Source organism: Faecalibacterium faecis (genome assembly GCF_040096475.1).
In the GTDB taxonomy this organism is placed as follows: Bacteria; Bacillota; Clostridia; order Oscillospirales; family Ruminococcaceae; genus Faecalibacterium; species Faecalibacterium taiwanense.
This window is the reverse complement of record NZ_JBBMEP010000014.1, coordinates 42684-66505: the sequence shown is the minus strand read 5'-3', so window position 1 is coordinate 66505 and position 23822 is coordinate 42684. Positions and strand designations below refer to the sequence as shown.

The 23822-nt window shown below is 58.2% G+C and carries 23 protein-coding genes and 2 tRNA genes; 12 read left to right on the top strand and 13 right to left on the bottom strand.

The genetic code is table 11. The features are described from left to right. Position 1 precedes the first annotated feature (1 nt). Positions 2-838, bottom strand: coding sequence for a bifunctional hydroxymethylpyrimidine kinase/phosphomethylpyrimidine kinase (locus tag WMO17_RS08805; RefSeq protein ID WP_223389347.1), 837 nt, complete (start codon positions 836-838; stop codon positions 2-4). Positions 839-1021: 183 nt separating this feature from the next. On the opposite strand from WMO17_RS08805, the gene WMO17_RS08800 reads away from it, so the two are divergent. After that, entirely contained in the window at positions 1022-1225 is a 204-nt protein-coding gene (locus WMO17_RS08800; RefSeq protein ID WP_044954007.1) for a hypothetical protein, read from the top strand. A 54-nt stretch (positions 1226-1279) separates the two neighbouring features. On the opposite strand, the gene WMO17_RS08795 is transcribed toward WMO17_RS08800, so the two are convergent. The 4 genes from WMO17_RS08795 to WMO17_RS08780 form a co-directional block, all read right to left on the bottom strand. Then, the gene (locus WMO17_RS08795) at positions 1280-1753 is read right to left on the bottom strand and encodes a pilin (RefSeq protein WP_097775281.1); all 474 of its coding nucleotides are present in this window, start codon (positions 1751-1753) and stop codon (positions 1280-1282) included. 208 nt (positions 1754-1961) lie between these two features. Then, positions 1962-3512 carry a 4Fe-4S dicluster domain-containing protein gene (locus WMO17_RS08790; protein WP_120080052.1) on the bottom strand — a complete coding sequence of 517 codons (1551 nt, stop codon included), beginning with the start codon at positions 3510-3512 and terminating at the stop codon, positions 1962-1964. A 250-nt stretch (positions 3513-3762) separates the two neighbouring features. Continuing rightward, positions 3763-5058, bottom strand: a complete 1296-nt coding sequence (gene mtaB / locus WMO17_RS08785; protein WP_097775282.1) for a tRNA (N(6)-L-threonylcarbamoyladenosine(37)-C(2))-methylthiotransferase MtaB — start codon at positions 5056-5058, stop codon at positions 3763-3765. 177 nt (positions 5059-5235) lie between these two features. Continuing rightward, positions 5236-5595, bottom strand: a complete 360-nt coding sequence (locus WMO17_RS08780) for a twin-arginine translocation signal domain-containing protein (protein WP_349137912.1) — start codon at positions 5593-5595, stop codon at positions 5236-5238. Positions 5596-5809: 214 nt separating this feature from the next. Between WMO17_RS08780 and WMO17_RS08775 the strand changes: the two genes are divergently transcribed. The 8 genes from WMO17_RS08775 to plsY all read left to right on the top strand — a co-directional run bounded on the left by WMO17_RS08775 (position 5810) and on the right by plsY (position 13512). Then, positions 5810-7048, top strand: coding sequence for a D-alanyl-D-alanine carboxypeptidase family protein (locus tag WMO17_RS08775; protein WP_349137911.1), 1239 nt, complete (start codon positions 5810-5812; stop codon positions 7046-7048). A gap of 213 nt (positions 7049-7261) precedes the next feature. Then, the gene (locus WMO17_RS08770; RefSeq protein ID WP_349137910.1) at positions 7262-8593 is read left to right on the top strand and encodes a glucose-6-phosphate isomerase; all 1332 of its coding nucleotides are present in this window, start codon (positions 7262-7264) and stop codon (positions 8591-8593) included. A gap of 51 nt (positions 8594-8644) precedes the next feature. Further along, complete coding sequence (locus WMO17_RS08765; RefSeq protein ID WP_005944262.1) at positions 8645-9049, top strand: hypothetical protein; 405 nt, start codon at positions 8645-8647, stop codon at positions 9047-9049. Positions 9050-9190: 141 nt separating this feature from the next. Next, positions 9191-9691, top strand: a complete 501-nt coding sequence (locus WMO17_RS08760) for a YceD family protein (RefSeq protein ID WP_005944260.1) — start codon at positions 9191-9193, stop codon at positions 9689-9691. A gap of 26 nt (positions 9692-9717) precedes the next feature. Next, entirely contained in the window at positions 9718-9897 is a 180-nt protein-coding gene (gene rpmF / locus WMO17_RS08755; protein ID WP_005920250.1) for a 50S ribosomal protein L32, read from the top strand. Between the two features lie 99 nt (positions 9898-9996). After that, positions 9997-11322, top strand: coding sequence for a DUF512 domain-containing protein (locus tag WMO17_RS08750; protein ID WP_412375963.1), 1326 nt, complete (start codon positions 9997-9999; stop codon positions 11320-11322). A gap of 156 nt (positions 11323-11478) precedes the next feature. Next, positions 11479-12822 carry a ribosome biogenesis GTPase Der gene (der, locus tag WMO17_RS08745; protein WP_005944256.1) on the top strand — a complete coding sequence of 448 codons (1344 nt, stop codon included), beginning with the start codon at positions 11479-11481 and terminating at the stop codon, positions 12820-12822. A 27-nt stretch (positions 12823-12849) separates the two neighbouring features. After that, positions 12850-13512 carry a glycerol-3-phosphate 1-O-acyltransferase PlsY gene (gene plsY / locus WMO17_RS08740; protein ID WP_349137908.1) on the top strand — a complete coding sequence of 221 codons (663 nt, stop codon included), beginning with the start codon at positions 12850-12852 and terminating at the stop codon, positions 13510-13512. Positions 13513-13578: 66 nt separating this feature from the next. On the opposite strand, the gene WMO17_RS08735 is transcribed toward plsY, so the two are convergent. The 4 genes from WMO17_RS08735 to WMO17_RS08720 form a co-directional block, all read right to left on the bottom strand. Next, positions 13579-14166, bottom strand: a complete 588-nt coding sequence (locus WMO17_RS08735) for a transporter (RefSeq protein WP_097781646.1) — start codon at positions 14164-14166, stop codon at positions 13579-13581. An 84-nt stretch (positions 14167-14250) separates the two neighbouring features. Then, positions 14251-15252 carry a substrate-binding domain-containing protein gene (locus tag WMO17_RS08730; protein ID WP_097775289.1) on the bottom strand — a complete coding sequence of 334 codons (1002 nt, stop codon included), beginning with the start codon at positions 15250-15252 and terminating at the stop codon, positions 14251-14253. A 20-nt stretch (positions 15253-15272) separates the two neighbouring features. Beyond that, the gene (locus tag WMO17_RS08725; protein ID WP_349137907.1) at positions 15273-16892 is read right to left on the bottom strand and encodes a DUF5046 domain-containing protein; all 1620 of its coding nucleotides are present in this window, start codon (positions 16890-16892) and stop codon (positions 15273-15275) included. A 141-nt stretch (positions 16893-17033) separates the two neighbouring features. Then, positions 17034-18416, bottom strand: coding sequence for an MATE family efflux transporter (locus tag WMO17_RS08720; RefSeq protein WP_349137906.1), 1383 nt, complete (start codon positions 18414-18416; stop codon positions 17034-17036). A gap of 373 nt (positions 18417-18789) precedes the next feature. Here WMO17_RS08720 and WMO17_RS08715 point away from each other — a divergent pair, with 373 nt between their 5' ends. After that, positions 18790-19599 carry an RICIN domain-containing protein gene (locus tag WMO17_RS08715; RefSeq protein WP_349137905.1) on the top strand — a complete coding sequence of 270 codons (810 nt, stop codon included), beginning with the start codon at positions 18790-18792 and terminating at the stop codon, positions 19597-19599. A 71-nt stretch (positions 19600-19670) separates the two neighbouring features. Here WMO17_RS08715 and WMO17_RS08710 read toward each other — a convergent pair whose 3' ends face one another. Further along, positions 19671-20321 carry a Crp/Fnr family transcriptional regulator gene (locus tag WMO17_RS08710; protein ID WP_349137904.1) on the bottom strand — a complete coding sequence of 217 codons (651 nt, stop codon included), beginning with the start codon at positions 20319-20321 and terminating at the stop codon, positions 19671-19673. 86 nt (positions 20322-20407) lie between these two features. Here WMO17_RS08710 and WMO17_RS08705 point away from each other — a divergent pair, with 86 nt between their 5' ends. Continuing rightward, complete coding sequence (locus WMO17_RS08705) at positions 20408-21136, top strand: ATP-binding protein (RefSeq protein WP_097775294.1); 729 nt, start codon at positions 20408-20410, stop codon at positions 21134-21136. A 63-nt stretch (positions 21137-21199) separates the two neighbouring features. Here WMO17_RS08705 and WMO17_RS08700 read toward each other — a convergent pair whose 3' ends face one another. From WMO17_RS08700 to WMO17_RS08690, 3 genes are all read right to left on the bottom strand, one after another. Then, positions 21200-22075: a hypothetical protein gene (locus tag WMO17_RS08700; protein ID WP_097781652.1), complete on the bottom strand. Its 876-nt coding sequence runs from the start codon at positions 22073-22075 to the stop codon at positions 21200-21202. Between the two features lie 116 nt (positions 22076-22191). Further along, positions 22192-22283: transfer RNA gene (locus WMO17_RS08695), tRNA-Ser, on the bottom strand. A gap of 128 nt (positions 22284-22411) precedes the next feature. After that, a tRNA-Ser gene (locus WMO17_RS08690) sits at positions 22412-22503 on the bottom strand. A gap of 247 nt (positions 22504-22750) precedes the next feature. Here WMO17_RS08690 and WMO17_RS08685 point away from each other — a divergent pair. Next, positions 22751-23770 (top strand): alpha-hydroxy-acid oxidizing protein, encoded by a 1020-nt coding sequence (locus WMO17_RS08685; protein ID WP_005945594.1) that lies wholly within the window; start codon positions 22751-22753, stop codon positions 23768-23770. The last annotated feature ends 52 nt before the right edge of the window (positions 23771-23822 follow it).

Below are 23822 nucleotides of genomic sequence, written 5' to 3'. Positions count from 1 at the left end.
CTTATTCTGCCGAGCTTGCCGGGCACAGGCGCGGCAGAAGCGGCTCGAACCAGACCCCGTAGCGGGTATCCTGCGCGGCGGGCGTGCTCTGGATGGAAAGCGCCACGAACTCGGCAGCGTTGTCGGCGGCGGCACTCAGGGCGTTGCCCTGCAGCAGCGAGCCGATGAGCACCGCACCGTACAGGTCGCCGGTGCCGGGAAAGCTGCGGCTGATGTGCAGCTTTTTGATGAGAAAGCGGTCTTTTCCGCTGCCTGCACAGCCGATGTATTTGCCCAGCGGCAGGCCGGTGACGACAGCCCCGGGGGCCAGAGCGGTCAGCTCGTCAGCCAGAGCCTGTGCGGCTTCATCGGTGAGCAGCTCGGTCTGTGGCTGGCGCTGCAGCAGGATCTGTGCCTCGGTGTAGTTGGGCAGGATCAGATCGGCAGCACCGCACAGTGCACGGATGCGGTCGATCAAAGCAGGCGTTACGGTGGAGTAAGCCTTGCCGTTGTCGCCCATGACCGGGTCAACGATCTTTTTGGCTGCGGGCCAGAGGGTAAAGGCTTTTTCGGCTAGTGCTACCTGATCCTCACCGCCCAGATAGCCGGTATAGATGCAGTCAAACTCCACGCCAAGCGCATGGTAATGCTCCAGCGCCTGTTCGCCGTAGGCGCAGCCGTCCAGCCGTGCAGGTGTGCCAAGCCCGCCTGTGTGGGTGGAAAGCACCACCGTGGGCAGGGCTACCGGCTGCACGCCCATGACCGACAGCACCGGCAGGATCACTGCAAGGCTGCAGCGGCCCATGCCGGAAAGATCGTGGATGCAAAGGACTTTTTTGGGTTCAACAGGGTGTATCAAATAAGGAACCTCCTTACCAGTATGCGGAATGAGCAGTGCGCTTTTTAGCCGGGCACACCCGCCCATTAAAACATCGTAGAACAGTATACCACAAATTTCTGCATAAAAAAAGCGGATACCAGATAGTTTACAGGAAATAATAACGCCGGAGACCGGATCTTTTTCACCGAAAGGAGTTTTACTATGAAACATGAATCCACCAGTTCTTCCGGGATGCTGCTTGGCATGGCCGCGGGGGCGGCACTGGGTGCCGTGGGCGTGATGGCCGCCACCCAGAACCAGCGCCAGCTGCGCCGCACCACCCGCAAGGTGATGAAGGGTGCCGAGAACGCTGTGCTGCAGCTGGACAAAATGGTTGGCGACTTTGTGGAAAAGCACATGGAGTGATAAAAGCAAAGAACGGCGTTCCGGTGGGGAACGCCGTTCTTTGCTTGAAAAAACTTACTTGTTCCAGATGCACATGCGGGCCGCGGTGTTGATCTCGCCCAGCACGCTCAGATCCATCTGAATGTTGCAGGTAACGGTGAGTGCCTTGTTCACATCGCTGCCGGTCAGCACCGAGGCGGGCATGTTCTTGATGGTGAGCACGCCGGTGCCCTTGGCAACATCGCCGGAGACGGTGCCGGTGTAGGTCACATCACCAATGGTCAGGCCGGACAGATAGCCGGTGACACCCATCTTGCTTACCTGCTGGATGGGCAAGGTGAGCGTGTAGGTGCCGTTGGACTGGCGGGTGAGGGTGACATCACGGCTGGCATCGATGCCGGTGTTGGCCATGGATTCCTTATCGGATCTTTCTTTCCAGAATTTAATGCCTACGTTCAGGCTGGAAGCAGCACTTGCACCAAAGGTGAACATGCACAGCAGCAGCACCGAGAGCAGGGCGGCGCTTACGCGCTTATAAGTGTTCGTCATGAATGATCTGCCTTTCCTGCCACAGAGGCGGCGTTGAACAATTGCGGTAATACCGGTTTGTCAATGCTAAAATAGCATGGCTGTGCAAAGTTGTCAATCCGCTTCGTGAAGCTTTCACAGAAATGTTGCACATTGATAAAATATGGTGGGCGAAGATGACGAAGAACCGCCCCTCCGGCAGGAGAAGCGGTTCTTGAAAAATCAGCGCTTAAAGTTCAAAGTCGGGGTCGTCCTTCAGAACATGGATCTCGCTCATAAAGGGGCTCTGCTCCGGGTCGGCGAAGGGAGCTTCCTTGACGTACTTGTTCAGCTGGATGGCCGTGCGTGCGGGGTCGGCAATGGTGCCTGCGCCGCCGATGCAGCCGCCCGGGCAGCCCATGCCTTCCAGCAGGTAGCCGTTGTACTTGCCAGCCTTGGCCAGCATGAGCAGCTTCTTGCATTCGGCAAGGCCCTGTGCAGATGCGATCTTGACATCCATATCCGGGTGCCATTCCTTGATCTTATCGGCAACAGCCTTGGCAACGCCGCCGGACTGTGCAAAGCCGCGGCCTGCTGCGGATGCAGCGTGCAGAGCTTCGGCCTCGTCCACTTCCAGCAGGCTGGTGTCCACATCCTTGGCCTCGATGATACCGGCCAGCTCTTCAAAGGTGAGCACGAAGTCCACATCGGAGCGGACGGTGCGGCGGGAAGCTTCCAGCTTCTTTGCGGCGCAGGGTCCAATGAAGCACATACGGGCCTCGGGGTCCTTCTGCTTCATCATGCGGGCGGTGAACACCATGGGGGTCATGGTCATGGAGATGTTCTTGGCAAGATCCGGGAAAGCGGTCTTTGCCATCATGCTCCATGCCGGGCAGCAGGAAGTTGCCATGAAGCTGAGCTTCTCGGGCACTTCCTCCAGGAAGTCGTGTGCTTCGTCCACGGTGCACAGGTCGGCACCAATGGCAACCTCCACCACATCGTAGAAGCCGACGGCCTTCAGGGCGGCCTTGAGCTTGCCGGTGGAAGCCAGACCCGGGAACTGGTTGATGAAGGCGGGAGCCACCAGCGCGTAGATGCGGTCGCCGCGGTTGAAGCCCTGGATCAGCTGATAGATCTGGCCCTTGTCGGCAATGGCACCGAAGGGGCAGTTGACCAGACACTGGCCGCAGGAAACGCACTTGCTGTAATCGATCTCGGCGCGGCCCAGCTCATCGGAGTGGATGGCACCCATGCCGCAGGCTGCAGCGCAGGGACGCTCGGTCTTGACGATGGCGTTATAGGGGCACACGCCGACGCAGCGGCCGCACTTGATGCACTTGTCCTGATCGATGATGGAACGGCCGCTCTCCCATGTGATGGCCTTCTTGGGGCACACTTCCATACAGGGGTGGGCAAGGCAGCCCTGACACAGGTCGGAGACCTTGACCAGCTTTTCCGGGCAGCGGTTGCAGGCAAACTTGATCACGTTCACCAGCGGGGGATCATAATACTTATCGGCGATGGAAGCATCCTCCAGACCGGAGACGACGCTGTTGTGCTCGTCCATGCGGCGGGTGGGCAGGCCCATGGCCAGACGCACGCGCTCCTCAACGATGGCGCGCTCCAGGAAGATGTCCTTGCGCAGCTTGCCTTCCTCGCCGGGGATGATGGTGTAGGGGATCTTGCGCATCAGGTGGTTGGCCTGCTCGCCCTTGACGTTGGCGTAAGCCATGCGTGCCACCTCGGTGAACACCTGACGGCGGATCTGGATGACCGTGGTATTGATTCCTCTGAAACTCATTCCAATTCTCTCCTTGCTTTGCTAAAAACAAACGGGCTGCACCCGGCTGCCGACAGCGTTCTGCCACGCAGGGCGGGCGCGTTACAGGGCACATTGGTAACGCACTGCTGCAAACAGCGCTGTGCCCGGGATGATCCACCTTCATTTTAGCATAAAGCGTGCCGGATGAAAAGGGATAAAACGCAAAATTTGTTAAAAATTTGTTGTATTCGTCCTCGTGTACAGAATCAACAGTTTTAAGCGCGTAAACTCAGCAAAGTGCTGCACGCACACGTTCGCCGTCGTATTCGCCCAGGCGTACATGCACGATCTGCCCGCTTTCGTGGCCGGGGGCGGACACCACCACCGGAATGTACAGCCGGGTGTAGCCGGTGAACAGCGTGCCGGAAAGCGGGGTCTCCAGCAGCACATCGTCCTCAGTGCCCACATAGGCGGCCAGCACTTCGCGGCGCACCTCCTCGGCAATGCCGTTCATCACGCGGCTGCGCTCCTGCTTTTCCCGCTCGTGCACCTGCTCCGGAAAATCGTAGGCCGGGGTGCCGCTGCGGCGGGAGTAGGGGAACACATGCACCTTGAGAAAGCCGATCTTTTTCAAAAATTCGCAGCTCTCTTCAAAATCGGCCTGCGTCTCGCCGGGAAAGCCGCAGATGCAGTCGGTGGTAAAGCTGACCGGGCGCTCCCCGTAGGCGGCGCGCAGCTGGTCCACCACCTGTGCATACTGCTCGGCAGTGTAAACGCGGCGCATCCGGCGCAGGGTGGCAGTGCAGCCGCTCTGCAGGCTCAGGTGGAACTGCGGGCAGAGCTTTTCCACGGCGGCAAGGCGGGTGATGAACTCCGGCGTGAGCATATCCGGGTCCAGACTGCCCAGACGGATGCGCTGGATGCCTTCCACTTGAGCGCAGTGCTCCACCAGCTCCACAAGGTTGGTGCCGGTATCCAGACCATAGCTGGGCAGGGAGATGGCACTGAGCACCACCTCGCGGTAGCCGGAAGCCGCCAGCTGGCGCAATTCGGCAAGGATGCTGGCTTCGTCGCGGCTGCGCACCGGGCCGCGGGCCCGTGGGATGACGCAGTAGGCGCACTGGCGGTTGCAGCCGTCCTCTACCTTGATAAAGGCACGGGTGTGAGTCTCGAACCGCTCCACGGGCAGCTCTTCAAATTTTTCGCCGCGCTGGTGGGGCGTGATGGCCACAATGCGCTCATGGCCGTCCAGCAGCTTGAGAACGTTATCTAAAATGGCCTTGCGGTCGCCGTTGCCGCACACAAGGTCGGCCTCGGTGAACTGGGCGGCTTCCTCCGGGAAAGCCTGCGGGTAGCAGCCGGTAAGCACCGTGACCGCGCCGGGGTTCTCGCGCTTTTTGCGGCGCAGCCACTTGCGGCTTTTCTGGTCGCCAAAGTTGGTCACGGTACAGCTGTTCACCACAAAAACATCCGCAGGCTCGTTCTCCTGCGCAATGGTAAAGCCGTTGGCGCGGAACATCTGTTCCAGCGCGCCGGTCTCGTTCAGGTTGACCTTGCAGCCAAGGGTATAAAAACAAACTCGCATGAGGGGGTATCCTTTCGACAAAAAACGGAGTGGTGTTTGCATTGCTCTTTATTATATATCACAGCGGCGGTGCGGCGCAAGACCGGATGCACAGCAGCAGGCACTTTTTTGCTGGAAAGCAGGCAAAACAAAAAGAGACGGGCAAACGCCCGTCTCTCAAAGAGAACTTTGGAAAAATTATTTAGCAGTGGACTTGACGGTGACTTCCAGATACTTGGACTCTTTACCAGTCTTTTCGTCCTTAACGGTCTTATACTCGGCCTTTTCCACAGCGAAGTTGGAGAGACCATTAGCGGTCAGATTGGTCATCAGGAAGCTGTTCAGATAAGCGCCGTTTGCATCAGCAGGCCATACGACCAGCTTCTTTTCATTCAGCTTTGTAACAGCAGCCTGGAACTCCTTGGTAGAATCCTTAGCGGCGACTACCTTGATAGGAGTGGTGGAGAAAGCACCACAGCCGGTGAACATGGAAGCGCCTGCAGCAGCAACGGTAGTCAGACCAGCCATCTTCAGGAAAGAACGACGAGACAGAATCATAATAGTATCCTCCTAAAAAATAATTCCACAAATGAAGCAATACAGCCTTTTTGGGCCATCTCCAATTTACACTATAAGGTGGGCAAAAGTCAAGCCCTTTTGTAGAAAAAGACAAAATAAAAAATGTGGGCTGCGGTGCGGGCGCAGGATATTCTAAACAAAAAGGCCCCTGCATACTCTCTCAGCAAGAGACATTGCGCAGGGAGGGACCGAAATGGAGCGGAAAAACTTGGCGCTTTTGTGTGCAGGAGTGGTGTGCTTCTGGCTGTTTGCGCTGGCCTTTGGCACGGCGCAGGGCAATGGGCTGCGGCAGCAAAGCCCGGCGGTGCAGGCGGCTGCAGACCAGACCCAGCCGGTGCAGCCCGCGGCGGCACAGCCTGCCTTGGAGCTGCCCTGCCGCGCCGCCTGCCTGATCGACCAGCAGACGGGCACTATATTATATGAAAAGAACGCCGACCAGCAGATGCCCATTGCATCCATTACCAAGGTAATGACCCTGCTGCTCACCTTTGAAGCCGTGCACGACGGCCGCATTGCCATGGACACGCTGGTGCCGGTAAGTGAACACGCCTACCACATGGGCGGCAGTCAGATCTGGCTGGAGCCGGGGGAGCAGTTCACACTGGACGAGATGATCAAAGCCATTTGTGTGTCCTCTGCCAATGATGCCGCTGTGGCTGTGGCAGAGCTGGTGGGCGGCAGCGAGCCGGGCTTTGTGCAGATGATGAACGCCCGCGCCGCAGAACTGGGCATGGTGAACACCACCTTCCACAATGCCTGCGGGCTGGACACCGAAGGGCATCTTTCCACCGCCCACGATGTTGCCATCATGAGCCGCGAGATTTTGAACACCTGCCCGGAGGTGCTGCACTATACCGGCATCTGGACGGACACCCTGCGCGGCGGTGCCACCCAGCTGGTGAACACCAACAAGCTGCTCAAGCGCTACAACGGCATCACCGGCCTGAAAACCGGCACCACCAGCGGCGCGGGCGTGTGCATCAGCGCCAGCGCCACCCGCGACGGGCTGGACCTCATCGCCGTGGTGCTGGGGTCGCTCTCCAGCTCGGAGCGGTTCACAGCGGCCACCACCCTGCTGGACTACGGCTTTGCGGCCTACGCCGCCGTGCCGCTGCCCGCCATGGAGGACCGGCCTCTCCTTATAAAAGTAAAGGGCAGTGCAGAGGAAAGCGTACCGCTGGACTACACCGCTCTGCCCGAAACGCTGCTGATGCCCAAGGAAAGCGCCGCCGCTCTCACCGCGCAGCTGGATCTGCCGCAGGAGCTGGAAGCACCGGTGCAGCTTGGCCAGACCGTTGGCACGGTGCGCATCCTGAGCGGGGAGACCCAACTGGGCGAGTACGAGGTGCGCGCCGCTGCCGATGCTGAAAAAATGGACTTTGGCACCGCATTCGGCCTGTTGTGGGACGCTTTGACCGGCTGCGAAAGCTGAATGCACGCTTCAGCGTACAAAAGCGCGCTGCGGTAAGCTGCGTGGAACTGTCTGTGTGAACAATTCTGGATGAAGAAACAAAAAAACACTATTAAAATTGTATGAAATCCAAGGATTTTGACCTTGACTTTGCCCGGAGGGAACGGTACACTTATACCAAGATATTTCCTCGCAGGGCAAAGGCCCGGCAAATCGTTTGGAGGTTATAATAAAATGAGCGTCGCACTGAACACAAAACACCTCTCCAGCTTTATCAGCGAAGAGGAATATGCAGCCATCTATCCGCAGGTGGAAGCTGCCCATAACCAGCTGGAAGCAAAGTCCGGCCCGGGCAATGATTTCCTCGGCTGGATGTATCTGCCCCGTGATTATGATAAGGAAGAGTTCGCCCGCATCAAGGAAGCCGCCGCAAAGATCCGCGAGGATTCCGATGTGCTGGTGGTGGCCGGCATTGGCGGCAGCTATCTGGGCGCACGCGCTGTCATCGAGGCCGTCAAGGGCCAGTTCCACAACGAGCTGGAAAATGGCCCCAAAATCTACTTCTGCGGCAACAGCATCAGCCCCACCTACCTGAACAACATCATCAGCCTGTGCAAGGGCAAGCGCTTCTCCATCAACGTCATTTCCAAGTCCGGCACTACCACCGAGACTTCTCTGGCATTCCGCGTGCTGCGTGAACTGCTGGAAAAGGAGATGGGCGCGGAAGAAGCCAACAAGCGCATCTACGCCACCACCGACCGTGCCAAGGGCACCCTGAAGCAGCTGGCCGACGCACAGGGCTGGCCCACCTTCGTGGTCCCCGACGACGTGGGCGGCCGCTACTCCGTGCTGAGCGCTGTGGGCCTGCTGCCCATTGCTGCTGCCGGTATCAGCATCGACGACCTGATGAAGGGCGCTGCCGATTCCATGGAGCGTTTCTCCGTTCTGAGCAAGGACAACGACGCTTACAAGTATGCTGCCATCCGCAACATCCTGTACCGCAAGGGCAAGAGCGTTGAAATTCTGGAGTGCTACGAGCCGGACTTCGCCCTGATGAACGAGTGGTACAAGCAGCTGTTCGGCGAGAGCGAGGGCAAGGACAACAAGGGCCTGTTCCCCGCAAGCTGCATCTTCTCCACCGATCTGCACTCCATGGGTCAGTTCATTCAGGAAGGCTCCCGCACCATGTTCGAGACCATCGTGGACGTGAAGAAGCCTGCACAGGATCTGTTCATCGACCCGCTGGAAGGCAACTTTGACGGCCTGAACTTCCTGGCAAACCAGAACATGAGCATTGTCAACCGCAAGGCCATGGAGGGTACCATCCTCGCCCACACCGACGGCGGCGTGCCCGAGGTGCTGATCGAGGTGGACGACCTGACCGCTTACAATGTGGGCTACCTGATCTACTTCTTCTGGCGTGCATGTGCCTGCAGCGGCTATCTGCTCAGCGTCAATCCCTTCAATCAGCCGGGCGTTGAGAGCTATAAAAAGAATATGTTTGCTCTGCTGGGCAAGCCGGGCTACGAAGGCCTGACCGCCGAGCTGGAAGCAAAGCTGAAGTAAATAAAAATGATCTCCCGCCGCAAGGCGTGGAAAATACAGGAGGACTGAACTATGATTAAACTGATTGTTGGTACCAAGGGCTCCGGCAAGACCAAGGCTATGATCGACCAGATCAATGATGCGGTCAAGACCTCCAAGGGCAACGTGGTCGTCGTTGAAAAGGGCATGAAGCTCACCTACGACATCGCTCCTGCTGCACGTCTGATCGACCTGGACGAGTACAAGATCTCCGGCGGCGAAATGCTGTACGGCTTTGTTGCCGGCCTGATGGCAAGCAACTACGATATCACCGACCTGTACATTGACGGCATCCTGAAGGTGCTGGATCATGACATCAACCGTCTGGGCGTTGTGCTGGACGAGATGGCAGCCATTGCAGGCGACAGCGTGAAGGTGACTGTTACCGTCAGCGCTGACGAGGCTGCACTGCCCCACGATGTGAAGAAGTACCTGTAATTCCGGAAAATCGGGATCTGAACCACTTTGAACAGGCAGAGAACCGGGAAATTTAAATTTTTTCGGTTTTCTGCCTGTTTTGGTGTTGACAAAGGGCTGCGTTGGCGCTATACTAACAAAGCAGCCTTTTAGAGGTGTACTATGCAATTTGACCTGAGAAAGTTTATCGCCACCGGCAGACAACCCTATCATGCAGAGTTTCAGTGTGATTTATCTGCACATGATTATGCCGGGGCAAGGATCCCGCAGCCGGTCACCGTTGTTTTTGAAGCGGAGACGGACGGCGACGAGGTCCGGATGACACTGCGGGCAAACGCATCGGTGCACGGAGAGTGCGCCCGCTGTCTGGACCCGGTCATTCGGGAGGAGACGGTCGATACGGAGTGGACGGTAAAGGAACGGGATCTGGATGACCCGGATTTTGACCTTCCGCTGGACGAAAAAGGACATCTGGATGTAGATGAATGGCTCAATCAGGAGTTTATGTTCCAGATCCCCACGGTGCTGCTTTGCAGTGCCGACTGCGCCGGGCTTTGCCCCGTGTGCGGCAAAAAGAAGGCGGAATGCACCTGCCAGCCGGCAGAGCATGCCGAAGCTCCCGTAGACACAAGGCTCGCAATCCTTAAATCACTGCTGAACTGATAAACCCATCAAGGAGGTGCAAAAATATGGCAGTACCTAAGAGACATCTTTCCAAGGCCCGCCGCGACAAGCGTCGCAGCAATGTTTGGAAGCTGGAGGCCCCCGCACTGGTCAAGTGCAGCAACTGCGGCTCTCTGAAGCTCCCCCACCAGGCATGTGGCAACTGCGGTTACTACAAGGGCGAGGAAGTCATCAAGAAGGCCTAATTTGCGCGTAATTGGTGGCATAATGGTGTTATGTACAGAAGGGGAGGGCGCATGCCTTCCCCTTCTTGTTCTGTCTGAAAGGAGGTGGATGCGGTGGCAATGAAGATCGCACGGGTGGAACCCGGCAGCGAAGCGGAAGTGCTGGGCCTTGGCCCGGGTGACGAGCTTTTGAGCGTGGACGAAAACGAGCTGAACGACAGTCTGGACTACGATTTCTACACCGACAGCAAAAGCTTCCACCTGAAAGCAAGGGTGGCAGACGGCATCCGCGAGTGGGATGTGCAGCGCACGGAGCGCGGCCCCTTTGGCTGCGATTTCCAGACCTATCTGGGCGATCAGAAGCACTCCTGCTCCAACCACTGCATGTTCTGCTTCATCGACCAGCTGCCCCCCGGTATGCGCGAGAGCCTTTACTTCAAGGACGATGACGAGCGGCTTTCCTTTTTGTTCGGCAATTATATCACCATGACGAACATGCAGGACCACGAGATCGACCGCATCATCAAGATGCATATTTCGCCCATCAACATTTCAGTGCACACCACGAACCCGCAGCTCCGTGTGCGGATGCTGGCCAACAAGCGCGGCGGCGAGGTGCTCAAGTATCTGCCCCGTCTGGTGGAGGGCGGCATCGCCGTCAACTGTCAGCTGGTGCTGTGCCGCGGCATCAACGACGGCGACGAGCTGCGCCGTACCCTCTCCGACCTTTTGGAGCTTACCCCCATGGTGCAGAGCATCGCTGCGGTGCCCTGCGGTGTGACAGACTACCGCGAGAAGCTGTTCAAGCAGACACCGTATGATGCAAAGACCAGCGCCGAAGTCATCGACATCATGGAAGAATTCGGCGATGAGTGCAAGCGCCGCCACGGCAAGCGCATCATTTATCCCAGTGATGAATGGTACCTCAAGGCTGGCAGGCCCATCCCGCCGGAAGAGTTCTACGAGGACTTCGACCAGCTGGAAAACGGCGTGGGCATGATGCGCCTGTATGCCTCGGAATTTCTGGCGGAGCTGGAAAAGCCCCACCGCATCTACGGCACCAAAAAGATGGACGTGGTCACGGGCGAAATGGCTTCGCCGCTCATCCACCAGATGATGGCTGAGCTGCACCGCCAGTATCCCATGGTCGAGGTGACGGTGCACACCATCAAGAACAAATTCTTTGGCGGCAATGTGGGTGTGGCCGGGCTTGTAACGGCGACCGATATCATTGCTCAGTGCGAGGGCAGGCTGACCAGCGGCACGCTGGGCGTGCCCGCCGTGATGCTGCGGGAGGAAAAAGACACCTTTCTGGACGACATCACCACTGACCAGCTGGCCCAGCGCCTTGGCGTGAAGGTGGAGGTGCTGCCGACCTCTGGCGGCGACGAAGCCCGCGCCCTGCTGCGCAGCGGCCTGCACATTGCAAGGAGAAGAAGAGCATAAAAGAAAACCCTCTCCGTCATCGCTGCGCGATGCCACCTCTCCCGAAGGGCGAGGTTTTATGCATCTTTCGGCAGAAGTGATAAAAGCTCCCCCTTTCGGGGGAGCTGGCGCGGCGTAAGCCGTGCCTGAGAGGGTTGCAAGAAAGGAGGAACCCCTATGAGCAAACCGATCGTAGCAGTGGTGGGCCGCCCTAACGTGGGAAAATCCACCCTGTTCAACAAGCTGTGCGGTCAGCGCCTTGCCATTGTGGAGGACACGCCGGGCATTACCCGTGACCGCATTTTTGCCAACTGCGAGTGGAACGGCCATGACTTCCTGCTGGTGGACACCGGCGGTATTGAGCCCAAGGCTACCGAGGGCATTCTGGCCCACATGCGGGAGCAGGCCCAGATCGCCATTGACACTGCAGACTGCATCATCATGGTGGTGGACGTGCGCGACGGCCTGACCGCCGCGGACGAGGATGTGGCCCACATGCTGCGCCGCAGCCACAAGCCCATCATTCTGGCCGTGAACAAGTGCGACAAGGTGGGCGATGCCCCCATGGAGATGTACGAGTTCTACAACCTCGGCTTTGACGAGGTGATGCCCATTTCGTCCGTGCACGGCCACGGCACCGGCGACCTGCTGGACGCTGTGTGCGCCCATCTGGACTTCAGCGAGACGGTGGTGGAAGAGGACCGCATCCCGGTTGCCATCATCGGCCGCCCGAATGTGGGCAAGTCCAGCCTGACCAACCGCATTCTGGGCGAGAACCGCATGATCGTGGCAAACGAGGCGGGCACCACCCGTGATGCCATTGACACCCCGGTGGACAACGCTTATGGCAAGTTCATCTTTACCGATACCGCCGGTCTGCGCAAGCGCAGCAACATCACCGACGGTCTGGAGCGTTATATGGTAGTGCGCGCACTGGCCGCTGTGGAGCGCAGCCGCGTGGCGCTGATCCTTGTGGATGCCACCGTCGGTTTTACCGAGCAGGACAGCAAGGTGGCCGGTTATGCCCACGATCAGGGCAAGGCGTGCATCATCGTCGTCAACAAGTGGGACGCGGTGGAAGGCAAGGAGACCAACACCATGGAGCTGCAGCGCCGCGATTATGCCGAGTGCTTCAGCTTTATGGGCTATGCTCCTATCATCTTCATCTCGGCTCAGACCGGCTACAACGTGAACAAGCTCATGCAGCTGATCCGCGATGTGGACAGCCAGAACGGTGCCCGCGTGCCCACCGGCGTGCTGAACGAGATGCTGGCCCGCGCCACAGCCCGGATGCAGCCGCCCAGCGACAAGGGCCGCCGCCTGAAGATCTTCTATCTGACGCAGGCATCCACCCGCCCGCCCACGTTCGTGGCCTTTGTGAATTCGAAGCAGCTGTTCCATTTCAGCTACCAGCGGTATCTGATCAACCAGATCCGCGAGAACTTTGGTCTGGAACACACCCCCATCCGTCTGGTGATCCGCGAGCGCGGTTCCGGCGAAGTGGGCGCAAAGGACGTGTAAGCGCCCGCAAAGGAGGCATCCGTTTCTATGATGAAAGCGATCCTGATCGCCGCAGCCACCATCCTGCAGGCGTACCTGCTGGGCAGTGTGGATACCGGCATCCTCGTCAGCAAATTCGTATATCATGACGATGTGCGCAATCATGGCAGCGGTGCGGCCGGCATGACCAACATGCTGCGCACCTTTGGCAAGAAGGCTGCCGCCATGACCGCGACAGGCGATGTGCTCAAGGGCGTGCTGGCCGTGTGCATCGGCCGGTGGCTGTTCCACATGCTGCCCGCCGATGCTGGTGTGTCGCCGTATCTGGGTGTCTATCTGGCCGCCATCTTTGCAGTGCTGGGCCATCTGTACCCGCTGTACTTCGGGTTCAAAGGCGGCAAGGGCGTGCTGGTGGCAGCTGGTGCCATTCTGGCCATCCAGCCGGTGCTGCTGCCGTTTCTGGCCATTATCTTTCTGGTGTGCCTGATTCCCACCGGCATGGTGTCGCTGGGCAGCGTGGCCATGGCAGTACTCTACCCGGTATTGACCATCATTTACGGCTCCCTGCAGGGCTATGCCGCTGGTGATATGCTGGTGTGCGCCATTGGCTCCGGCTTTATGTCCGGCATGGTGATCTATATGCACCGCGCCAATATCCAGCGCATCCGTGAGGGCAAAGAGTACCGCTTCGGAAAGCACAATAAAAAATAAAAGCATTATAAAATGCCCCGCAGCCTGCTGGTTTTCCGGCAGTGCTGCGGGGCATTTTTGTTTATGTTATTTTGGTTCCGGGGCGGCCTGCTCAAAATCGTACTCATCAAAAGTCTCTTCTTCGGAAGGAATGGCCTCGGCCACCTCGGCCTTGGCGCGCTCCTTCAGGCGGGAGAGAAACGCATCGGCGGGGATGCCGCTCTGGCGAGGTGAAAGATCCGGTGCCGGATGGCCGTCCGGCAGGTGGGCACCAAAGGCCGGCACAAAGAAGAACTTGCGCACAATGAAGATCAGGGCGATGGCTCCCACGCTGAGCAGGTTTTCTACTGCCGAGTCATGGCCCACTACCAGATGACGGGCAATGGCGTAGAGCAGCACTTCCAGGCTGCTGCCGGGGCTGTGCTTGGCCAGCATTTTGATGAACTCGATGCCGATCACGATGTCAAGGCTCCGCTCCAGAAAAATGCGGATCTCCACTTCGTTGCCGTCAAACAGCAGGCCGGGCATCCACTTGATGAGCGGCACAGCGCTGAGCAGCAGGCCGATGAGCACAAGGCCGGAGAGCAAAATTTCCAGCAGACTGGACGCCTGAATGATGCGGTTGCGCAGCTGGGTGCGCCAGCGGCTTTCCACATGGGAGGAGGAATTGTCCATATTGAGCCTTCCTTTGCAAAAAAGTTTCAACATTCATGTGTAATATTGTAACAGAAATGCAGAAAGCTGTCAATTGCTAGAAGATCAGACGGCACTGTTCGCTGCAGTGGCGGGTGCCACCGCTACATAGCCGGATTTTTTGATGCAGTCCTGTCCGGCGGCGGTATCCAGCCAGTCGTAAAGCTGGCGTTCCGGGCTGTCGGCGGCAGCGTCCGCATGGAGAACGGCATAGAACTCGTTGCACAGCGGGTAGCTTTCGCTGGCGATGGTGTCGTTGGAAGGGGTCACGCCGTCCACGGCCAGCAGACGCAGGCCGGGCTGGGAGTACATCTGGTCGATGTAGTAGTAGACCGAGAAGCCGATGGCATTGGCGCTGTTGTTGTAGGCGGCGATGCTATCCACCAGCTCACCCATGGCAGCGGGAGCCAGCTCGGTGGGCGGGTCCATCAGTTCGCCGCCCTGAATGAGCAGCTTGCGGAACAGGGTCTGGCTGCCGGAGTCTTCGCCCCGCTGGAAGGGCACGATGGCAAGATCCTCGCCGCCCACTTCTTTCCAGTTGGTGATCTTACCGGCATAGATATCCTTCAGCTGCTGCCGGGTCAGGCTCTTGACCGGATTGTTCTCGTTCACGATGAACACCAGTGCGTCCCGGCCAATGGGTTTCTGTTCCAGCTGGGCGTTTGCTTCTTTCAGCTCTTCCTTTACGTAGTCCGGCGCTTCGTAGACCACCAGCATCCTGGCAGTGTACTCCTCATCCGGGTACAGGCCGAAGTTTTCCCACGCATAGGCCGTGGTGCTGACCGAAATGCCGCTCTGGGCTACTTCCAGATCGATGCCGGTGGTATCGGCCATCATCTGGGCCATCAGCGGGATGCAGGCAGTGCTGCCGTCCAGCTTGGGAAAATCTTCCACGGTAAACAGCCCGATGGGTTCAAGCTCGCTCACGGAAGAAGCGGGTGCTTCCGGCGAGGTGGAAGCGCTGCTGGCGGGGGTGTCATCCCCCTTGCAGGCAGTGAGAATGCCTGCGGCAGAGCAGGCGGCAAGGCCAAGCAGAAAGCTGCGGCGGGAAATTTTAGCATTTTTCATAAGGCGTTCCTCCTATTGGGTCAGTAGCCCATTTCATCGTCGGCGTTGATGGAAGAGAAGATGCTTTGGCAGTAAAGCCATTTGCCGTTCGTATCCATCCAGCCGTAGTAAAAGCCGCGTTTTGCAACGAACACGTGTTCTGGCAGCTGGTTCAGGCTGTTGTCGTAGTAGCTGTAGCAGCTGCCAAGGCCATAGAACACAATGTTGCCGTTTTCATCCAGCACGTCACACATTGAGCCGTTGCTGCTGGGCGCATTGGCGTTGCCACAGTACAGCGGCCTGCCCTCCGGTGTGGTGATGAGATAGTTTAGGGCATAATACTTGTCCTGCAGATGGGTCAGGTCGGAGACAAGGCCCTCGGGGCCGTACACGCGGGTGGCGGTGGTCTCAAAGTTATCGTTATCCCGCAGCTCCAGCCAGACGTAGCCGTCACCCTTGTTATCCATCATCACGCTTTGCTGGCCCTCCACTGGCTCCACGGTGGTATCAGTGATCAAATCGCCGGTTTCGGTGTTGAACACCTTCAACCGTCCGTCCTCATAGTAAAGGGCGATGGTGTCGCTCATGACGCTGGAAGCGTACAGCGGTGTCACCTCACCGGTAACAAGGTCGTGCAGATCATAGCCGAAGTCGCCGCTCGTGCGCCATGTGACCACATAGCCCGGGAAATAGCTGCTGGGCTGGTCGTCGAAGGTGCCAATGAGGGTGCGGTCCACGGTGGTGAGATCCCGCAGCTCGTAGCGGCCATCGCTAGTCTCGAAGCAGGCGGTGCCGCTGCCGCATACCTGTCGGAAGCCGGTGAAGCCTTCGCCGGTGGCGGGGTTATAGAGCGTTTCGTCCGTTGGTTCGCCGCTGGCGTGGCAGGTGTCCAGCTCTACCCAGTCGTTCAGAACGTCCGGTGCATAGGAAAGGCTCAGGGCAGTAGTGGCATCTGCGCCGTAAGTCTGTGTACCGTCCTTCGTCTGTATAATGACCCAGCTGTGCAGGGCGGGTTCATCGTCCCATGCGTCCTCGGCAAGGTCTGCTGGGCGGGCATAGCAGGTGAACACCAGCCTGTCCCCGCACACGATGCAGCGGTATGCGCCATCCGGCACGGGCAGACGTTCGCCGGTGGAAAGGTCGATCACCTGACAGGTGCCGTAATCGTCGTAGCCGTTTTCGTAGCTGCCGTTCACGGCGTGGGCTTCCTGCAGCACCAGCAGACCGTTCTGCATGGAGGCGTTCTGCTCCCCCTCAAAGGTCATGACTTCATTGCCGCCTTTGTCAAACAGGCCGCTGCGCCGTCCGCAATAAGCGTCCGGGTCGGCCCAGGTGCGGAACCAGTAGTTGGTCTCACCGGTCACGGTGTCCTGCAGAAGGTTCACGTTCTCGCTGCGGAAGGACTGGTACAGCACCTTGCTGCCGCACAGAACGGTGCAGGCACCGCCGGAATTGTCGTAACCGTAAAGTATCCGCAGCTTTCCGTCGTCCAGCCGGGAGCTGTCGTAAAGCGGATCCCCGTGTGCATCGGTGGGCACTGAGGAAGCAGGAGCAGCAGGCTTGCCGGAAGCGGGCGGCAGCACGCTGCAGCTGCAGCCAAGGGTAAGGCACAGGGCAGCGCATACAGCAGCGCTGCCTATGCGGCAAACGTTACGCTTCATAAAGATCACTCCTTACAGTATGGAAAGGAACAAAGTTTAAAAGAAAGCCGGAAAGGTTTTCCAGTTCAATTATAATACGAAACAGCCGCGCATTCCATTGCAGGAAAACGCGGCTGTTGATTACAGTTTTATGACAGACTTTCAGGACTGTGCTTTGGCTTTTTCAGCATCGTCCATCCGGTCCAGCTGCTTGAGGAAGGCCAGCAGGAACGGCAGGGAAACAATAAAGGTGAGCGCATCCGCAATGGGCTGGCAGATCTCTACGCCTACAAGGCCGAAAGTGCGGGGCAGAATGAGGATGAGCGGAATGAAGAACACGCCCTGACGGCAACAGGCCAGAAAGGTGGCGCGCCCGGCTTTGCCCACGCTCTGGAAGGTCATGTTTGCCACCACAATGACCGGCTGCAGCAGAATGGCAAGGCACTGATAGTGGAAGGCGGGCAGCGCCACGGCGGTAACATCCGGGTCATCACGGAACAGGCGGATGAGGGCATCACTGTTGACCCAGCACAGGCTCACCAGCACCACCAGCATACAAAAGGCTGCACCCATGGTGAAGATGGCCGCCTGCCGCACCCGGCGGAACTTGCGTGCACCATAGTTGAAGGCAGCTACCGGCTGCAGGCCCTGTCCTACGCCGATGGCGACCGAAATGATGAACATGAAAATGCGGGAAACGATGCTCATGCCGGCCACAGCGGCATCGCCGTAGCTGCGGGCGGCAATGTTCAGCAGCATGCCGCCGATGCTCTGCAGGCCCTGACGGCCAAAGCTGGGCGCGCCGCCCACCAGGATCAGGCCGAACTCCCGCGCTTCACGGGTGACGGCAGCAATACGGAACTGACTGACGGTTTTGCCCCGCAGGAACATGGACAGCAGGATGCAGAAGCTGATGCTTTGGCTGAGAGCCGTAGCAATGCCTGCACCGGCGGTGCCAAGGCCCAGCGCGAACATAAAGATGGGATCCAGCACAATGTTCAGCACGCCGCCGGTCACAAGGCCGATCATGGCAAAGTTCGCCTTGCCCTCATAGCGCAGGATGTTGTTCATCACAAGGCTGGAGATCATAAGCGGGGCTGCAATGAGGATGGGCCGTGCATAAGCGCAGGCGTGGGGCAGAATGGTCTCGGTGCTGCCCAGCAGCATCATGAAGCTGGGCAGAGTGGCAAGGCCCACAACGGCCAGCACCACGCCAACGGCCAGAGCAGTAAAAAAGCTGGTGGAAGCAAAGCGGGTGGCGGCATCAGTGTTCCGGCTGCCAAGGCTGCGGCTGATGATGGTGCCGGAGCCGTGGCCCAGCGTAAAGCCAAGCGCCTGAATAATGGCCATCAGGCTGGAAACAATGCCCACCGCACCGGAAGCGCTGGTGGAGATCTGGCCCACAAAAAAGGTATCGGCCAAGTTGTAGATGCTGGTGATGAGCATACTTAAAATGGTAGGGGCGGCAAGACCGAGGATCAGCTTTGGAATGGGTGTCTCGGTCATTTTTTTGTATTGCTGAATGTTGAGCTCGTCTGCTGACATGAAAGAACCTCCTTTTATCATAAGGAATAGGTCAAGAAAAGCCGCCCAGCAGCAGAGCGGCGGATAATTTGAATGTGTGCACGGGATGCACGTTCCATAGTATAACGCAGCTGCGGCAAAAAGTCGAGAGCCGAACCGGTACAGAATGGTGCCTGAAATGCCCATGGAGCGGGAGAAAAACGGACGGAAAGCTTGACTGTTTTTGTCTGTTTTGCTAAAGGCTGGTCGAATTGCTTGTAGAAAATCACGATATGTGGTATCATTTACCATAAGGGAAACAAAAGAGCCTGTGCATCTGTACAGGCTGCATACAAAATATAAGCGGCAGCCGCAGGCAGAGCCGGGCGGCTGCGATCCATAGGAGGAACAAACCATGAAAACTGTTGCACAGACCGTGATCGAAGCCGATCACTTTTACACCATTGCCGCGCACACCGGCAACGTCATTCAGGCCGTGGAGGGCACCAAGGAAGCCGGTACCGTCCGTCTGGGCAAGTACGAGCATAAGCCTGAGCAGGAGTGGAGCTTTATCCGCGTGGGTGACGGCGTTTACCGCATCCGCAACCGCGCATCCGGCAAGCTGCTGGACCTGACCATGACCGGCACCGCCAACGGCACCTGGCTGCACCTGTGGGAGGATGTGGGCGGCACCTCTCAGATGTGGACTGTTCAGCCCACCCCGGAAGGAACTGTGCGCCTGCGCTCTTCCTGGGCCGGCGGCAAGTGCGTGGACACCGTTGGCATGGGCGCTGCGGTTGGCACTGTGCTGCAGATCTGGCAGGAGGTGTCCGGCGCAGATGACCAGCTGTGGACCATTGCCGAGGTGAAGGAGCGCGCAAAGCGTGCCGCAAAGAAGGCCGAGGCGCCTGCTGTGGAGGCTGCCGCCGAAGCTGCACCCGCTGCAGAAAAGGCACCGGCCAAGAAGACTGCGGCCCGCAAGCCCCGCACCACCAAAAAGGCGGCTGCCGCCAAGGCAGAAGCTGCAGAAGAGGGGAAGGCAGAGACCGCAGAACCGGCAGAAAAGCCCGCAAAGCCTGCCCGTAAGACTGCCGCAAAAAAGACCGCCGCCAAGGCTGCCGAAAAAGCAGAGCCTGCAAAGGCAGAAGTACCTGCAGAGGAAAAGCCCGCTGCGGAGAAGCCCAAGCGCAAGTGCGCACCCCGCAAGAAGAAGGAGACGGTCTGATCTCGTTCTGTTGACCTGTTAAAATGAAAGCGCCCGCCGGAGGTCCTGCCCTGCCCGGCGGGCGCTTTTGATTATTCTGGAAGCTGCTTTAAAACAAAGCGGTTTTTATCAAATTCCAGCAAACCTTCGTCCCGCATTTTGCACAGCTCTTTGGAGAGGGCGCTGCGGTCCAGATTGAGGTAGTCGGCCATCTGCTGGCGGTTGAAGGGCACCTCGAACTCCATCCTGCCGCAGCGTGCTGCCTGTGCGGAAAAATAGGTCAGCAGCCGTCCGCGCACAGTCTTGGGCGTTGTGCAGAAGATGCGCTGCGAAAGGCTGAGGTTCTTGCGCATGGATACCGCCAGCAGACGGCGCAGCAGCTTGTCTTTCAGCGCTGGCTCGATCCGCGCATCGGTAAGGGCGGCAGTGTGCAGGAACAGTATTTCGCAATGTTCGGCCGCAACAGCATCCACCATCAAGGCCTCGCCGCAAAAGGCGTAGGTCTCGGCAAAGGCCTGCCCGGCGCCTACGCTGCTCAGGATGCTTTTGGTGCCCCAGAGATCCAGATTTTCAATGTGCACGGAACCACGCAGCACAATGCCGATCTCCCGCACGCAGCTTCCGGCGCGGAAGATGACCTCGTGCTTTGCAAACTGCCGGGTGCGCAGGTGCCTGGCAGCGGCAAGGGTATCCAGCTCGGCTTCTGAAAGATCCTGAAACAGGGGCGACGCGATCTTTTTCATAAAAATCCTCTTTCTGTGGTTATAACAACCGAAAGCACGGTCTGATTATAGTATACTCAGAACATCAAAGCAAGGAGGGCTTTTCCATGATCCGCAAAATCATTCATATAGACGAAGAAAAATGCAACGGCTGCGGTGCCTGCGTCACCGCCTGCCACGAGGGGGCCATCGGCCTTGTGAACGGCAAGGCCAAGCTGATGCGGGACGACTACTGCGACGGCTTTGGCGACTGCCTGCCCGGATGCCCCACCGGTGCCATCACCTTTACCGAGCGCGAAGCCGCCGCTTATGACGAGCAGGCTGTGCTGGAAAACAAGCAGAAAAAGGCCGCTGCCGCCCAGCAGCAGGCACAGCCCGCCGCACCGGCGTTCCATGGCTGCCCGGGCAGCATGATGAAACAGTTCCACCGTGAGCAGACCGCACCTGCCGCAGCCGCAGTGCCCATGCAGTCCCAGCTGGCACAGTGGCCTTGCCAGATCAAGCTGGTGCCGGTGAACGCGCCCTACTTTGACGGTGCCAAGCTGCTGATCGCCGCCGACTGCACCGCCTATGCCTACGCCAATATCCACGAGGAGTTCATGAGGGGCCATGTGACCATCATCGGCTGCCCGAAGCTGGATGCTGTGGATTACAGCGAAAAGCTGACCGAGATCATCCGCAGCAATGATATCAAGAGCGTGACCGTGCTGCGCATGGAGGTGCCCTGCTGCGGCGGGCTGGAGCACGCTGCCATCACTGCTCTGAAAAACAGCGGCAAGTTCATCCCGTGGAATGTAGTCACCTTCTCCACCGATGGCCGAATCCTCGACCGGTAAAATGACAGAACAAAAGCCAGAAACGACTGCTGCCGTTTCTGGCTTTTGATGTTTGCGGAAAGATCAGCCCGCGTTCTGTACGCTGTTGGCAGCGGTCTGCACGAACTGCAGCACGCTCTGGATGGTATCGCGGATCTGCACCAGCGTCTGGATGTCTTCGTCCTTCATGCGGGATGTGGGCGCAGTGAGCACCACGGTCTGGGCACTCACGGTGCCAGTGAGCTGGATGCTGACCCCGTGTTCCGGGATGGTGAGCAGGATGTGCACCGGGATGGCATCCGCAAAGAACCTGCTCTTTTCCAGCCCGATAACAAGTACCGGTGCATTGGCGCTGGCATCACCGGTATCCAGCTGAAAATAAAGGTAGCCGTCCTTTGCGTTTTCCGGCTGTACGCGCTGCAGCTTTTTCTGCGGCAGCTCAAACTCGGTCATGTCCTGCAGGCTGGTGGCTGTGGTGTCCACACCCAGCAGGCTTGCCAGCTGGGCCTGCGAGATATAACTGCCAAGGCTCCAGTCCGGCAGCAGAAGGCTTGCCAGCGGGTAGCTGCCGGTGATGGAAGAGCGGATATTTTTGTACAGCTGTCCGACATCGTATAAGGTCTCGCTGCTGCTGATATACACCCGGGTGAGCGGGCCTGCCGGGATAACGGCATCCGGGGCCGAGATGCTCAGCTGCAGTGCGTCCGGCGCATACAGGCCGTTGACGGTGCCCTTGGTGGAGCCTGTCTTTTGCAGGATGGTGTAAAGGGCAGGGGAATCGGCTGTGGATGTGATCTCATAATCAAAGGTAAAGGCCGCGCCTGCCTGCAGCGCTTTCACCCGGCGGGCTACCAGACTGTACCCGGTTACAGCGGCCACGACTGCAAGCAGTACAAGGATGAGCACTGCGATCAGGACCACATAGCCCGCGCCGTGCTTTTTTCGTTTGGAAGATGCCATAAAAAATCCTCCCTCAGATGTTTTATTCAGCATAGCGGAACAGCGGACAAAAGTCAAGGCGGAACAGAGAAGCGCTGGAAAAACAAAAAATCCGAAACCGTAAGGTTTCGGATTTCTGGCGGAAAGATGGGGATTCGAACCCCAGAACGCTTTTGACACGTTACACGATTTCCAGTCGTGCGCCTTAGACCAACTCAGCCATCTTTCCATATTCGGTTGTACGCCGCAGTGCCACACTATAATACCTGAAAGGTGCGCATTTGTCAAGCACTTTTTTTTAAAATGAAAAATGAGAAGATAAAACAAAAAATCCGAAACCGTAAGGTTTCGGATTTCTGGCGGAAAGATGGGGATTCGAACCCCAGAACGCTTTTGACACGTTACACGATTTCCAGTCGTGCGCCTTAGACCAACTCAGCCATCTTTCCATATTCGGTTGTACGCCGTAGCGCCACACTATAATACCTGAAAGAACCGCTTTTGTCAAGGATTTTTTGAAAAAAATGGTTTTTTTCAAAACGACATCTCTGTGCAGGCAAAAAACGGCAAAAAATTCAGGGATGCAGCAAAAACCCTTGACGAAGCGGTTGAACCGGACTATGATGAAGCAGGAGAGTACTGCGGCGGGAAATCTTTGCGGCCGCAGAGTGGAATAAAAAAGGAGGATGCTTTCTTATGACTTATCCTGAAGTGCTGGCCAATGCCCGTGAGTGCATTGGCAAATACTGCAAGGCCTGCCCGGTGTGCAACGGCGTGGCCTGCAAAAACCAGATCCCCGGCCCCGGTGCCAAGGGTGTGGGCGATACGGCCATCCGCAATTATAATAAGTGGGCCGAAATCCGCGTGAACATGGACACCCTGTGCGAGGGCGGCACCCCGGACACCCATATTGAGCTGTTTGGCAAGAGCTTCAAGTACCCGTTCTTTGCAGGCCCGGTGGGTGCTGTGAACCTGCACTACTCGGAAGCCTATACCGATATGACCTATAATGATGTGCTGGTGCGCGCCTGTGCAGAGAACGGCATCGCTGCCTTTACCGGCGACGGCACCAACCCCACCGTTATGGAGATGGCCACCAAGGCCATTGGCGCAGCAAACGGCTGCGGCGTGCCCACCATCAAGCCCTGGAACATTGATACCATTAAGGAAAAGATGGCCGAGGCCAAGGCCAGCGGCTGCTTTGCCGTGGCCATGGATGTGGATGCAGCCGGTCTGCCCTTCCTGAAGAACATGACTCCGCCAGCAGGCAGCAAGAGCGTGGCAGAGCTTGCCGAGATCGTCAAGCTGGCCGAACGCCCCTTCATTGTCAAGGGCGTTATGACCGTTAAGGGCGCACTGAAGGCAAAGGAAGCCGGCGCGGCTGCTATCGTGGTGTCCAACCACGGCGGCCGCGTGCTGGATCAGTGCCCGGCCACTGCCGAGGTGCTGCCGGAGATCGCAGCAGCCCTCAAGGGCACCGGCGTGAAGATCCTGGTGGACGGCGGCATCCGCACCGGTGTGGATGTGTTCAAGGCACTGGCACTGGGTGCAGACGGCGTGCTGATCTGCCGCCCGTTCGTCACGGCTGTGTATGGCGGCGGCGAGGAAGGCGTGAAGTGCTACATTGATAAGCTGGCCGGTGAGCTGGCTGACACCATGCAGATGTGCGGTGCGCATTCTCTGGCCGAGATCACCCCGGATATGGTGCGGGTATAAGAAAAAGAGTGAATAGAAAAGCGGTCTGTGCCTTTGCGGTGCGGGCCGCTTT